Source organism: Bacillus sp. NMCC4 (assembly GCF_002998555.1).
Lineage (GTDB): Bacteria > Bacillota > Bacilli > Bacillales > Bacillaceae > Bacillus.
The window spans coordinates 161,671-175,606 of sequence record NZ_PVRA01000005.1 but is presented as its reverse complement, the minus strand read 5'-3'; the positions used below and the strand labels follow the sequence as shown (position 1 = coordinate 175,606).

Here is a 13,936-nt window from a genome sequence, read left to right as displayed (position 1 = left end):
GGGAGCCCCGCTCATTGGCGGGGCTTTCAGCGTGTAGACAAACCCTCATTCCTTGTCAGTCCTGTGCTCCGGTGCTCGTCCTTCCTAGACTTCAAAGGTTTTCTATCACGCTGAAAAAAGACAAAGGACTAGAATAAAGATCATTTTAGCCCTTTGTCAATAATCTGGAATCCCCGCTCATTGGCGGGGATTTTTTATGTTGAAATCTGACAAACAGCTTTTCTCATGAGCTCTTCAAATGCTTGGAAAAAGGCATCACGATCGACATGGTCAATCACTTGTATTGACTTTCCATCTGGATGTTCTTCTGTACGTCCTTGCTTTGGCGTCTCGGTATAAACGATCGCGCCCACTTCCTTTGAACGGGTAAATGATGAAGAAGCAAGTGTCATCGTTGTCAGCACGTCCCATAGGTAATAGGTCGAATTCGTTTCATGATGAATGAGCGGTGGACAAAAGGCGTAGCACTGACCAATAAAATCAATTCCAATGTGAGAACGAAGGGAAGCCCAGCGCTGACGCACATCAAGTGTAAGCGGAACTTGATTCGTGCTTTCAAGTGCGACCATTTCAATAGGAAAGCGTTCCTTGAAGACAGTGCTGACAGCATAAGGATCCCAAAATGCATTCCATTCTGCTGTCCCATCATGCTCGGGTTCCTCAACATTGCCTTTTTCAAGAAACGTACCGCCCATCCACACCAATTTTTCAATTTTATTAGAGATTGAAGGATCTTCTTCTAAGGCGCGAGCAAGGTCTGTGAGCGGACCTGTAAAGAGCAGCGTGACAGGTTCTGCTGCCTTTTTAACGGTTTCGATTAAATGAAGGTGTGCTGGAAGCTTGGACACTTTTGTATCTACAATGCCTTTCTCGTTTAGAATAGGTAAGGCATCTACATAAAAAGCATGCATGCGCCACTCTTTCGGAAAAGGATTGACGCCTCTAGAATTTGAAGCAGCGATTTCAATTTCATAGGGGCTAAATCGATCAATGATTTTTTGAGACGCACTGAGAGCAGGCTCTAAATAACAATCAGCAGGAATCACAGACGTCCCGATCACTTTCAGATGTTCCATTTGAAGGAGAAGAAATAACGAGACGAGGTCATCAACACCGCCATCATGATTAAAATAGACAGGCTTTTTCATCGCATACCATCCTTTAGAGCGTTTTCTTTTATCTTATCAGAATGCTTTCTTGTTGAGTGAAATGTGACAGGAGATTTCTCATATTAGCTGGTTGTTCTGTTGCCATTTTCAAATCTCATAGTATAATTAAAGGTTGTTAGTGGTGAAAATAGATTGCATAATGAATATAGGATGATGATGAATGAAACGTGCTCGAATTATATACAATCCGACATCTGGGCGTGAACTCTTCAAGAAGAATTTGCCGCAGGTTTTGCAAAAATTTGAACAAGCTGGCTATGAAACATCTTGTCATGCAACCACATGTGCAGGAGATGCGACACAAGCAGCTGAAAAAGCTGCACAGAGAGACTTTGATTTAATTGTAGCAGCAGGTGGAGACGGCACGATCAATGAAGTCGTCAACGGACTAGCACCGCTTGAAAAAAGACCAAAACTAGGAATCATTCCAGTTGGAACAACAAATGACTTCGCAAGAGCACTTGGCATTCCACGAGAAGGTGTTTTAAAAGCGACAGATGCCATTATTGATGGTGTAGCGAAGCCGCTTGATATCGGTAAAGTCAACGGCCATTATTTTATTAATATTGCAGGCGGCGGCCGGTTAACAGAGCTCACTTATGAAGTGCCTAGTAAGCTGAAGACAATGCTTGGACAGCTTGCTTATTATTTAAAAGGCATGGAGATGCTTCCTTCTATCCGCCCGACAGAAGTCGAAATTGAATATGACGGCAAATTGTTTCATGGAGAAATCATGCTGTTTCTTGTTTCACTCACAAATTCAGTAGGCGGCTTTGAAAAGCTAGCGCCAGATTCCATTTTAGATGATGGAATGTTTGACCTGATTATTTTAAAGAAGGTCAATTTAGCAGAAGCCATTCGAGTAGTCAGCCTTGCACTGCGAGGCGAGCATATTCATGATAACAATGTCATCTACGCAAAAGCGAATCGCGTGAAGGTAGATGTAAAAGATAAAATGCAATTAAATTTAGATGGCGAATTCGGCGGCATGCTGCCAGGTGAATTTGAAAACCTGTATCGTCATATAGAATTTATAGTGCCAAAAGCAACAGCTGAAAAAATAGGGTAGAGATTGAACTTGGTTCCTTATGGCGCCAAGTTTTTCTTTGCAAATGAGGTGATAAAATTGGTGAAAATGAAACCGCCTGTTGAAAAGAATGAATACTACAATGTAACCTTCGAAGACTTAACGCACGAAGGTGCAGGTGTAGCGAAAATTGAAGGGTTCCCTGTCTTTGTACCGAATGCCCTTCCTGACGAACAAGGGAAAATCAAAGTCACACGTGTCAAAAAAGGATTTGCTTTTGGACGACTCATGGAGCTGACAAAGGAAAGTCAGCACAGGCAAGATGCGCCATGTCCTATCTACAAGCAGTGCGGAGGCTGTCAAATTCAGCATATGAGCTATGAAGGCCAGCTGCTATTTAAACAGAAACAAGTAAAGGACGTTTTAGAGCGGATCGGCAAGCTTGATATGAGCCGTGTAAAAGTTCATCCTGTACTAGGCATGGAAGACCCTTGGAATTACCGAAACAAAGCACAAGTTCCAGTTGGCGAACGGGAAGGCGGACTTGTTGCAGGATTTTATCAGCAGCGTACCCATGAAATCATCGATATGAAAAAATGTTTGATCCAGCAATCAGAAAATGACGAAGTGGTACAGGCGGTAAAAGACATATGCAATGCGTTTGGCATTAAAGCATATAACGAAGAGCGGCACAAAGGGTGGCTGCGTCATGTGATGGTTCGCTACGGTATTGCAACAGGTGAAATGATGGTAGTGTTTGTTACTAGAACGGCTGACTTTCCGCAAAAGCAGCAGGTGATTGAGCAGATTATAGCACGCTTCCCACACGTTCGGTCAATTGTACAAAACGTGAATTCAAAGAAAACAAATGTCATTTTCGGAGACGAAACAACCGTTTTATGGGGAGAAGAATACATTTATGACACGATTGGCGACATCAAATTTGCCATTTCAGCCCGCTCGTTTTATCAAGTGAACCCAGCTCAAACAAAAGTGCTTTACGACAAAGCGCTTGAATATGCAGAGCTGCAAGGTGAAGAAACCGTGATTGATGCGTATTGCGGAATCGGTACGATTTCCTTATTTCTCGCCCAAAAAGCAGGCAGAGTATATGGCGTAGAAATTGTGCCAGAAGCAATTGAAGACGCAAAACGCAACGCTGCCTTAAATGAGATCAATAACGTCGAATTCGCAGTCGGCGAAGCAGAAACCGTCATCCCAAACTGGTACAAAGAAGGCATCAAAGCAGACACCCTCGTCGTCGATCCGCCAAGAAAAGGCTGTGACGAAGCACTGCTTGATACGATTTTAAAGATGAAACCAAACCGCGTTGTTTATGTGTCTTGTAATCCTGGGACGTTAGCTCGTGATTTGCGTATTCTTGAAGATGGCGGGTATGTGACAGAGGAAGTGCAGCCTGTGGATATGTTTCCGCATACCTCACATGTGGAATGTGTGGCGCAACTTATTTTAAAAGAAGGCAACTAACCCGTATGGGGGTTGTCTTCTTTTTTTATAGTAGGGGGATTAACAAAGTTTTAGTTGAAGTTCCCTCAAACTCTTTGTCGGTAACTGCTGGTACTTAATCAGGAAATTAACAGAAAATTCATTTTAAATTTTTGATATAATAGAAATATGAATAAAATGTAAAATTGATAATTAAAAGGATGATGAGAAGGTTTGTTATTAGAATATAAGAAAAGTCAGGTCGTCGATTAGGGGGGAATAATAGTGAGCATTTTAGCATATATAGCAGGAACTTTGATTGTCCCAAACATTGCTGGTTATCTTTTGTCAAAAGGTTTAACAAATCGAGATGAAAAGAGATTAATTAAAGACATAGAAGATACAGTTACTGAATTTAATCGTAAGTTTGATAATACTGAGGTTGATAGTAACTATTTTATAGAATTTCTTGAACAGAGCAAGACTGTTGAAACAATAATACAAAGAGTATTTTATGCATATAACACTACAAAGGAAGATTACCAAGATATATTTAAGAAACTAGCAAAAGAAGCGGTCGAATTTGTCAATATTAAAAAAGATGAATTTAAGCATACACCCATTAAGAAACCAAGCGATTTTGAAGAGTACTTCTCTGAGTTATTTGAAATACTAGTAAATTTTCGAGAATCGTTATTAGATATTAAAGACAAGGCAATTGTATCAATGGTTGTTGAGTCAATTGGTAAATCAGAAGGGGAAATTAACAGAACAATTGAGGAGCTAAGGGCCAATTATTTGTTAGGAATGAATAAACACCTTACGTCTAATGAACAAATCAAGCCTAGGATAGAGGAGTTGAATCACGAATATAAATCAGCTTTTATTCCGTTGGGCAATAGTCTTATAAAGAGAAAAGAATTTTCTATATGTAGGGAAGCATTAGATTCAGAGAAATCTTTAATAATACATGGAAAGGCTGGAAGAGGGAAAAGTGGATGTACAGAAGATGTTATCAATTATTGTGAAGAAAATGAGATACCATATTTGGCAATTAAATTAGATAAACGAGTTCCCAGTATGACTGCCGAGAAGTGGGGAGAAGATTTAGGATTACCTGCATCAATCACTCATTGTATTCACAGTGTTTCTAAAAATAAAAGGGCAGTAATTATTTTGGATCAGTTGGATGCCCTACGCTGGACTCTGGCGCATTCTAGAGATGCTTTATTAGTATGCTCTCAGATTATTAATCAAATAGAGACATTGAATAATGATAGAGAAAACAAGATATCTATTGTTTTTGTGTGTCGAACTCATGATTTAGAAAACGATAATAATATTAGAGCATTATTTAAAAAAGATGATTCAAAAGAGGACGTTATTCAATGGGATAGGGTTCAGGTTAATGAGTTGGACGAGGAATTAGTTGAGGGTATTGTTGGAAAGCGTTATGAGCAACTAACAAGTAAACTGAAAGAGATACTAAGAATTCCAAGCAATTTATATATTTGGAAACAGCTAGACCCTGGCAAAGTATATGCAGAATGTTCTACCGCAAGCCATTTGATATCAGAATGGTGGGGACAGCTCTCCGAAAAATGTTTTGAGTTTGGATTGAGAGAAGACAATCTAAATCAGATTAAAGATAAGATGGTAACTTTTTTAGAAAAGTCTAGTAGAATATTTATTCCTTTAAGTATATTAAACGAAAATAAATCAACCTTAGAATTTTTATCTTCAAATGCTTTCTTAATAATTCAAGATAGAAAAGTTTCATTCGCTCATCAGTCTATATTAGACTGTTTTTTAGCAGATAAGATGCTTCATAGATATTATGATGGTGAAGATATCGTAGATATAATTGGGGCTAAAGATAAACAAACACCTGGTAAAAGATATCAAGTGCAAATGTTTATGCAAAATTTATTTGAAATTGATAGCCATGATTTTATTACTGTTGGACAAAAAATGTTTGAAGCAAAACAAATCAGGTATTTTGTCAAATTTGTTTTCTTTGAGGTGCTAAATCAGATAGATAAAATAGATGAAAATATACAAAACTTTATAGTGAATAACTGTGAAAATGAAAGTTACGGCAATCACATTATTAATAACGTTATATTCTCAAAGCCCAATTATATTAAGTTACTTAGACAATGTGGCATTTTAGAGAAATGGTTTAACACCCCATCTAAGAAAGATATGGTTATCAATTTCTTTGTAAGTATAAGCCCAAATTTTGAGGCTGAGGATATTACGTTTATTGAAAAATATTCATTTAATTCACAGGAAGACGATAATAAATTCTCTAAATGTTTTTTGCGAGATATAAATCAGGATACGGATGAGTTATTTGAATTAAGAATGAAATTTTATAAGCGATATCCGCGAATGGCTGATAACTATTTTGATTTTAAGTCGATGCTTAAAAATAGTGAATTAAGAACAATACGGCTATTAGCTTTTTTATTGGAAAATAAAATTAAAAGCAAGGGGAAACAAATTTATTATTACGAAGAAACATTTCTCTATGAAGACTCTGAAATTCTAATCAATAATGGAGAAGAGGTTCTTAATTTATTATTACCACTCGTTCCAATAGATAAAGACGTAAGCTTTATTTATAGTGATTGGTCTGGGAAATATATTCATAAAAGAGGGCTAGAAAGGGCTTGTATTCAAATTATAAAGAAAGCGAATGCAGCAATAATTTCTCAACAACCGAAAAAATTTTTTGATCGCTATAAAGAATTCACGGGAAAAGGTAATGATTTATTTAATGAAATTATATTGGATGGATTATTCAGAGTGTCAGAAAGTTATAGCGATGTTGTAATTAATTATTTATGCAGTGATTTAAACAGTAACGTATTCGATAATACAAGTGGCAATGGTGATAAATTACTTCTTGCCAAACAAATATTAGAAAAACATACGAGATACTGTAGTGAGGATATTTTCAATTTATTAGAAGAGAGAGTTCTAAGTTATCTTTCTCCGCAAGCTAAAGACGTATATCGTCGTAGAATTAATTATAATAGAGAAAAAAATGGTCGTACAGTTTATTGGAGTTTTTGGGGTGATTTCCAAAAAGAAATTCTAGAAATTCTTCCCTATAATCGTTTAAGTATTCAAGCAAGGGATTTGCTGCGTGTTTTAAGACGTAAATTCCCTAAAGGGTCAACTTTATATAAATATACAGATGGGCACAGCGGATCGATAAGCTCACCCGTGGCGGGGAAAAAATTAAATAACAAAAAGTGGATAGAGATTTTAACTAATAAAAAACTTATTCAAAAAGATTCTTCCAGATGGATAGAGGTTCCAGAAGGTTTTATTAGTTCTGCTATTGAAGAATTTGCAAGTAGTTTTAGTAAAGCTGTTTCCGAGGAACCTGAAAGAATGATAAATCTAGTTCTTTCAAATAAAGAGAAAGTTCTGGAAGCATACGTAGATTCCTTATTTAGTGGCGTTGCATCTAGTAAGGCATTGGGGGATGTGCCGGTAGAGTTATTGGAAAAAATGATTTTGACCTATCCATATGATTATACCTCATATCGGGCGAACGATATTTGCTCAATCATTAGAGACAGGAAAAACGTAAATTGGTCTCAGGAGATTTTGGATATTCTAAAGGATATTGCGATCAACCATAATAACCCAGAATTAGGAATTGTAAATGTAACTAATAATGAGGATAAAGAAATGCGTAGCTATGCCATGCTACAAAGTAATGCGATTAACTGTGTAAGGGGTAACGCAGCTCAAGCAATAGCTGAGTTATTATGGAATGAAAGAACTTTGTTTAAACAGTTTAAAGATACAATTGAAAGATTGGTATTTGATGAAAATCCGGCAGTGAATTTAGCTAGTTTATTCGCATTATGGCCCGCATATAATATTGATAGGGAGTGGGCATTAGGGATAATATTAATTCAATTTAGTAAAGATTACAGGCTAGCGGGTTTTTATGATACGAAAAATATGTTCTTTTTACTTTATCCTAAATATCGTGAACAAGTACTGAAAACTATTAAAAAATGCTACGAATCCGAAGATAAAGACCTAATTGAAATGGGTGCAAATTGTCTTTCAGAAATGTTTATTCGTAATAATGAATTTTCCGAAATAATTAATAACGTAGATGCAATGAGTGAAGCACAAGCAAAAGTCATACTTCATATGGCTACTAATTATTTTAACAAAGGTGAATTTAATTCAATAGTAAAAGATTTAATACGTAAATTTAAGGCAAGTGCATTAGATCTCGAGATGCCAATTTCACGATTATTTTATGATGATCTCATTGATTTAAAGAGAGATAAGGATTTTCTGATTGAAATAATGAATTCTGGTTTAAACCGTAGAATAGTACATGCTTTTGTTCATTATCTTGAAGAAAAATCAAAATCAATAGTTGATTACAAAGATATTATATTTTCAATGAGTTACCACTTACTTGGAAACGAAGTTGGTAAGTTTGAAGAGATTTGGGGAATAGAAGATGAAATTTCTAAATTGATTATTGGATTATATGACGAAACCTCTAACTCAACTATCCCTGAGATAAAAGATATTGCAAATGAATGTCTTGATATATGGGATTTGATGTTCGAAAAGCAATTTGGTCAAATTAGATCCTTGAGCCAAAAACTAATGGAAAGGTAAGCCGGTTGTTGCATAACCACTTTGTACATCACTTTTACACCTTTAGACCTTTTAAGTAACTAACAGATATCTTTTGTAATCTATATTCGCACATTTATGTTAACTGGATAAATCTATATAAAAATAACCCCCTATCTAGGAAGGGGGTTATTCTTCTATGTTATGATTCTTTTGATCAAGCGCAGAGGATATTATATCAAGTCCGATGTATAAAAAGCTAACAAAGAAAGATAAAATCAATACACCATTTCCCCATATAGAAACTTCAATTTTCTCCAAATTTAGTACATATTTAATCGAGAAGTAAATAAGAGCCCACGAAGCAAAAAATTCTAAAATATAAATCATCCATTTTGGGAGCTGTAACAAAAAAGTGATTCCTTTCCCTATAAATAAAACGATAAATGACCAAAAAATCACAATGATGCTAACTAACAACGAGAAGGTAATCAAAGAGAAAAATGAATCATAAGTGATGTATTCACCGAAAAGAAAATTCACTCCCAATGAGACTAGATAAAGCATAACAGTTGGAAGGGCAATAACGAAACTTAGGGAAAAAAATATTAGTAAAATAAGAAGAACGGCAGCAATAGCGCCAGGGGCTTCATCTACAACGTTTTTCTTTCTGAAAAAAGTATAGAGTATGATAGACACTAAAAGGAGTATTAAAAAAGTCAATGAAATCACGTAAGAAAAAGACATGAATACCTCCATAAAAAAGCGCTATTAGAAACTAATAGCACTTGTTATTTAGATAAGATTAACGATGAACTTTGCCAAAGTTTTAGCAACATCTTTAGGAGCGCCTATTTTAGTAAAAGCTTTTATGAATTGTTTTTCCGTCCACTTTTCCCCTTTATCCATTATATTTGCGATTTTGGCAGAATTCTTTCTGATCCAAGCAGCAGCCTTTGGATTAAAGGGTTTCAATGCTTTTGACAGTAACCATCCACCAGAACGTAAAGCACCTCTGAAAGCTTTATATGACCACGAAACAACACCTTGAGTAGAAACATCTCCATTTGTTGTAGCTTGAGTTGCTAAAGAATTGGATTGGACAGGGCTGGTACTGTTATTTGTCGCGGCTTGTTGTAAAGAAGTTTTATACACCTTCGTATGTAATGGTCCTGTTGATTTAGCCGGCTCTGTTGCAAACGCAGTAGTCGCACCAAGACCGGAAGTTAATAAAGTTGCGCTTAGTAGTATAGGAACAAATTTTTTTCTAAAAGTCATGTTAATTTCGCCTCCGAAAATTTAATGAAGAGGCTGTTTATAATGCTAGAAAAATCTTGTTGTTTAAGCCTCAATTATAAAATACATCTTAAGAAAATCCAGTGAAATATGTCTTAAATCCGTATAGGTCTTTTATATAGGATAATCACTCCTTTCTATATGTATACAAAAATTGTAATATAAACCATATTAAGGATAAATAATATCTTTGTACTGTATTTTTTGTAATGTGATAAATTCGTGTATCTATTTGATTTTTATGGAAATTGCGGTTTCTTTTCGGTGTGGAATTATTCTGAAAATGATAATATATGTCATTATAGGGAATGGCAAGGAAGGGGATGGTAGGAGTGGAGAAAATTCTTTCTTCTCAAGTTGGTATCTTGATAAATGATTGGTATAGATTTATAAGAACATTCAGCGTGCCGGATGCAGAGATTTTAAAAGAACAAGTTGAAAGAGAAATAGAGAACATGGAAGAAGATCAAGATTTACTACTTTATTATCAATTAATGGAGTTTAGGCATCGACTCATGCTTGAGAGTCTTGAGCCTATTAAAATGAATCAACAACGCCCCACTTTACCCAACTTACTCAAAGAAATAGAGAACAAACAACCCCATGTCAAAGGAACGCTTGACTACTATTCAAACTTCTTTAGAGGTATGCACGAATTCCATCACAAAAATTATGTTGCTGCTATAAATTTTTATAAGATTGCTGAAGAACATTTAAAGAATGTACCTGATGATATAGAAAGAGCGGAATTTCATTATAAACTGGCTGATGCTTATTATCGCATTGATCAACATTTCGTATCATTAAACCATTTGGAAAAAGCAAAAGAAATGTATTCAACAAGCGAGTTTTACAAAGCGAAAGTAGTCGGTTGTAATATCAAATTTGGAGCGAATATGTACGACTTATACCGCTTAAATGAGGCAGAATCTTATTATAGGGAAGCCTTGAGTCTGGCACAAGAGCTTAAAGAGGAAACGGCACGGAGAATTATTGGGGTAATACATCATAATATTGGTTTAGTTAAAAGAAGAGCTGGGGAAATTGAAACCGCAGAAAATGAATTTCTAAATTCAATTCAAATTAAAGAACATGCCGAAACGGTTTCGGGAATTAGAACTCTTTATATGTTGTCATGGGTATTCTACGAACAAGATAAAAAAGATAAAGGAAATCAATATTTCACCTATGGCTTAAATAGAGCTAACTTTGCAGACGATCAAGAATATATAGCTAAATTAAAAATCATTTATGCACTTTTTGAAGAATATAATGAATTGGAGGTAAAAGAAAGCCTCGGTTATTTAGAAAGTAAACATCTATGGCAAGATGTTGCAGAGTTATCAGAAAAACTTGCAGATTATCATTATCAAAAAGGGAATTTTGAAATGAATAGAGAATATCTAAAAAAGACCATTAAAGCTCAACAACAAATACTAAAAATGGCGGAGGGTTTATGATGAAAAAGTTATGTATCAGTTTAACAATTTTTTCTGTGTTATTCGCTGCCGGTTGGTCGCTTGATAAAATCATTACTTCTAATACTTATCATGTAACAGAAAAGGCAATTACAATTTAAAAAGCCCCTGCATAGGGCTTTTTTTATTTGAATATCTTTTTTATTAGTTTGCCAGATGCATTACCTGCTGCCCGTCGCATGACACGTTTTCCAGTAGTACCTTTTTGAACGGCGTTTACGTCTTCTCAAATTTTTGATATTTTATAAAGTGCTGATAGCATTTTGTTAATGTTCATTTTATGCTCCTTTTGCGTTGAATCCTTACTAAAGTATATAATGATAAAAATTGCTGAATGACTTTATAGAAGGACATGCCCTTTAAGGCGCTATGTCATGAGAGGAATTGGATGAAAGATGAGTAAAAATTTCTGGCGTGATTTACCGCGGCCATTTTTTATATTAGCACCAATGGAAGAAGTGACAGATGTTGTGTTTCGTCATGTTGTGAGTGAGGCGGCGAGACCTGATGTGTTTTTTACAGAGTTCACGAACAGCGAGAGCTATTGCCATCCGGATGGTATTCAAAGTGTGAAGGGGCGTTTAACCTTTACAGAGGATGAACAGCCGATTGTTGCTCATATTTGGGGAGACAAGCCTGAGAACTTTAGACAAATGAGCATTGGAATGGCGGAGTTAGGATTTCAGGGGCTTGATATTAATATGGGCTGTCCTGTCCCGAATGTCACTCAAAATGGGAAGGGCAGTGGATTGATTCTACGCCCAGATGTTGCGGCAGAGCTGATTCAAGCGGCAAAAGCTGGGGGACTGCCTGTCAGTGTGAAAACAAGACTTGGTTTTACAGAAATCGATGAATGGCGCGATTGGCTTAGACACATTTTGGAGCAAGACATTGTGAACTTATCGATCCATCTTCGTACTAGAAAGGAAATGAGCCAGGTGGATGCGCATTGGGAGCTTATTCCTGAGATTATAAAACTGCGTGATGAAGTAGCACCTGATACTCTTTTGACCATCAATGGTGATATTCCTGATCGTCAAACGGGCTTAAAGCTCGCTGAGCAGTATGGAGTGGACGGAGTGATGATTGGGCGCGGGATTTTCCATAATCCATTTGCCTTTGAAAAAGAACAGAAGGAGCATACGAGTGATGAGCTGCTAGGCCTTTTAAGGTTGCATCTTGATCTACATGATCAATATTCATCACTAGGCTTGCGTCCATTCAAGGCACTGCACCGTTTCTTTAAGATTTATGTGAAAGGATTCAGAGGAGCGAGTTTCCTAAGAAATCAATTAATGAACACATCATCAACAGATGAAGTGCGTGCAATGCTGGATGAATTTGAAGCGAGAAATAAAGAACAATAACGATTGAAAAGAGGAGGAGAAGCCCTTCTCTTTTTTCTATGAATAGGACTATTAAACTAGTCGTCTCAAATGGTAAGATAAGATAGAAATAACAATTGGAGGTATTTTATTTGAAATCATTTTGGGATAAAGACAGAGAAAGTGAAGAGACATTTAAGAAAATCAATGAGAAAGGAATTGCAAAAGCGGAAAAGAAGCTAGGCGTCATCCTGCCTGATACATATAAGAAACTTATTCTTGAACAAAATGGCGGTTATACCTTGCATAATGCTTTTCCAACGGACCAGCCGAATGGATGGGCAGAGGATCATGTGTCATTTGATCATTTAAGAGGAATTGCTAAAAATGAAGGCATTATGGATAGTGATTATTTAATAGAAGAATGGGAATTGCCTGAGGGACTTGTGCTGCTTTGTGGGGATGGTCATACGTGGATTGCATTGGATTACAGAGTAACAAAGGAGCATCCGCCAATTCATTACTTTGATCTAGAATATGAGACGGATTTCAAATTAGCGGATTCGTTTGATGAATTGCTTGCTGGGCATTATACTGCTGAATAACATTGAGCAGTCATCACTTATTTCAGAAAAATATTTTGGTGTTTTTTGAGAGAGACAAAAGTGTCTCTCTTTTTTATGAAGCAAAATGAATTATTTCACCACTTCACCCCAAAACTGTACCTGTTATTTTTAAGTCCTATTATTCAATTGGTTCCTTTTCCACTCACTAAATTTTCTGACGATAATATCTACCACAATGTAAAATGGCAGAAAGCTGGAGTTGTCCACTTTGTTATACAAAGGAAACGGGGTGCTGCTTACATAGATGTTAAACATGGCATTTTGCGCAAGGAGGTTATTCCTCAATGTGGTCATGCTGATAAATTTGATATGTCTCGTTTTCACCAATTGAATGATTTGATCTAAATTCTTCGATTCGCCTGATAAAGAAATGATAAATAAAAGGTCATCCTCACCAAATTCAACGATTCCATCTGTTAAGTCTCGCTTACTTCGTAAAACTTGAGATTTCTTATGCAGTGACCATAACTGTCGTTGTACATCATTGGCCAAATCGAGCTGAGCTGTTCCTGTACCATAAATATAAATATACGGTGCGCGATCAATCAGTTGATTTAATTGATGAAAGTCCAGCTGCTCCATATATTTCCTTGTCTGCTGGATATCTTGATCGAGCAGCTTCATTAAATCTTGTGTTGTTTCTTCAGTATGATTATTCAATTTCACATAAGACTTTAAGTCACTGTAGCCGTCGAAGCCTATTTTCTTGGCAAGCCGATGGATGGATGAGATGGAAGTATGAGCATAATGAGCAAGATCCTGAATTTTCATTGTCTTCATTTCTTCAAGGTGATCGTGAATCGTTTTAATAATGTGCAGATCATTCTTATTTAAATCTTCGAAGTATTCATTTACCAACTTGTCCAATATCATGCGATGTGCCCTCCAACATGAAAATATTTTCTTCCTGTGAAAATATAATCTAATGTTACAACTTGAT

General features: G+C 36.2%; 9 protein-coding genes and 1 pseudogene. 6 read left to right on the top strand and 4 right to left on the bottom strand.

Translation table 11 applies throughout. The annotated features are described in order from the left end of the window. Nucleotides 1–194: 194 nt before the first annotated feature. On the bottom strand, nucleotides 195–1,148 hold the full coding sequence (locus C6Y02_RS12515) for a nucleoside hydrolase (protein ID WP_106031374.1): 954 nt from the start codon (nucleotides 1,146–1,148) through the stop codon (nucleotides 195–197). A gap of 181 nt (nucleotides 1,149–1,329) precedes the next feature. On the opposite strand from C6Y02_RS12515, the gene C6Y02_RS12510 reads away from it, so the two are divergent. From C6Y02_RS12510 to C6Y02_RS12500, 3 genes are all read left to right on the top strand, one after another. Next, nucleotides 1,330–2,238 carry a diacylglycerol kinase gene (locus tag C6Y02_RS12510; RefSeq protein ID WP_034664632.1) on the top strand — a complete coding sequence of 303 codons (909 nt, stop codon included), beginning with the start codon at nucleotides 1,330–1,332 and terminating at the stop codon, nucleotides 2,236–2,238. A 60-nt stretch (nucleotides 2,239–2,298) separates the two neighbouring features. Then, the gene (rlmD, locus tag C6Y02_RS12505) at nucleotides 2,299–3,684 is read left to right on the top strand and encodes a 23S rRNA (uracil(1939)-C(5))-methyltransferase RlmD (protein WP_189318261.1); all 1,386 of its coding nucleotides are present in this window, start codon (nucleotides 2,299–2,301) and stop codon (nucleotides 3,682–3,684) included. Nucleotides 3,685–3,927: 243 nt separating this feature from the next. After that, nucleotides 3,928–8,313: an NACHT domain-containing protein gene (locus tag C6Y02_RS12500; RefSeq protein ID WP_106031373.1), complete on the top strand. Its 4,386-nt coding sequence runs from the start codon at nucleotides 3,928–3,930 to the stop codon at nucleotides 8,311–8,313. Between the two features lie 147 nt (nucleotides 8,314–8,460). Here the strand turns inward: C6Y02_RS12500 and C6Y02_RS12495 are convergent, their stop codons facing one another. Further along, nucleotides 8,461–9,018 (bottom strand): hypothetical protein, encoded by a 558-nt coding sequence (locus C6Y02_RS12495; RefSeq protein WP_106031372.1) that lies wholly within the window; start codon nucleotides 9,016–9,018, stop codon nucleotides 8,461–8,463. A gap of 48 nt (nucleotides 9,019–9,066) precedes the next feature. Further along, nucleotides 9,067–9,549 (bottom strand): hypothetical protein, encoded by a 483-nt coding sequence (locus C6Y02_RS12490; protein WP_106031371.1) that lies wholly within the window; start codon nucleotides 9,547–9,549, stop codon nucleotides 9,067–9,069. 341 nt (nucleotides 9,550–9,890) lie between these two features. Here C6Y02_RS12490 and C6Y02_RS12485 point away from each other — a divergent pair, with 341 nt between their 5' ends. From C6Y02_RS12485 to C6Y02_RS12475, 3 genes and pseudogenes are all read left to right on the top strand, one after another. Beyond that, nucleotides 9,891–11,027: a response regulator aspartate phosphatase gene (locus tag C6Y02_RS12485; RefSeq protein ID WP_223256557.1), complete on the top strand. Its 1,137-nt coding sequence runs from the start codon at nucleotides 9,891–9,893 to the stop codon at nucleotides 11,025–11,027. A gap of 413 nt (nucleotides 11,028–11,440) precedes the next feature. Then, a complete protein-coding gene (locus C6Y02_RS12480) occupies nucleotides 11,441–12,412 on the top strand; it encodes a tRNA dihydrouridine synthase (protein WP_060595718.1) in 972 nt (323 codons plus the stop codon). A 110-nt stretch (nucleotides 12,413–12,522) separates the two neighbouring features. After that, nucleotides 12,523–12,972 (top strand): annotated as a pseudogene (locus tag C6Y02_RS12475) (SMI1/KNR4 family protein); the annotation flags it as partial. A 132-nt stretch (nucleotides 12,973–13,104) separates the two neighbouring features. Here C6Y02_RS12475 and C6Y02_RS12470 read toward each other — a convergent pair. Next, on the bottom strand, nucleotides 13,105–13,869 hold the full coding sequence (locus C6Y02_RS12470; protein ID WP_060595719.1) for a MurR/RpiR family transcriptional regulator: 765 nt from the start codon (nucleotides 13,867–13,869) through the stop codon (nucleotides 13,105–13,107). Nucleotides 13,870–13,936: the final 67 nt, after the last annotated feature.

What these genes read in the sequence shown, in the direction of transcription:
- C6Y02_RS12510 (WP_034664632.1), top strand. Translation starts at nt 1,330, where the DNA reads ATGAAACGTGCTCGAATTATATACAATCCGACATCTGGGCGTGAACTC.
- C6Y02_RS12515 (WP_106031374.1), bottom strand. Translation starts at nt 1,148, where the DNA reads ATGAAAAAGCCTGTCTATTTTAATCATGATGGCGGTGTTGATGACCTC.
- C6Y02_RS12485 (WP_223256557.1), top strand. Translation starts at nt 9,891, where the DNA reads ATGGTAGGAGTGGAGAAAATTCTTTCTTCTCAAGTTGGTATCTTGATA.
- C6Y02_RS12495 (WP_106031372.1), bottom strand. Translation starts at nt 9,018, where the DNA reads ATGTCTTTTTCTTACGTGATTTCATTGACTTTTTTAATACTCCTTTTA.
- C6Y02_RS12470 (WP_060595719.1), bottom strand. Translation starts at nt 13,869, where the DNA reads ATGATATTGGACAAGTTGGTAAATGAATACTTCGAAGATTTAAATAAG.
- C6Y02_RS12480 (WP_060595718.1), top strand. Translation starts at nt 11,441, where the DNA reads ATGAGTAAAAATTTCTGGCGTGATTTACCGCGGCCATTTTTTATATTA.
- C6Y02_RS12490 (WP_106031371.1), bottom strand. Translation starts at nt 9,549, where the DNA reads ATGACTTTTAGAAAAAAATTTGTTCCTATACTACTAAGCGCAACTTTA.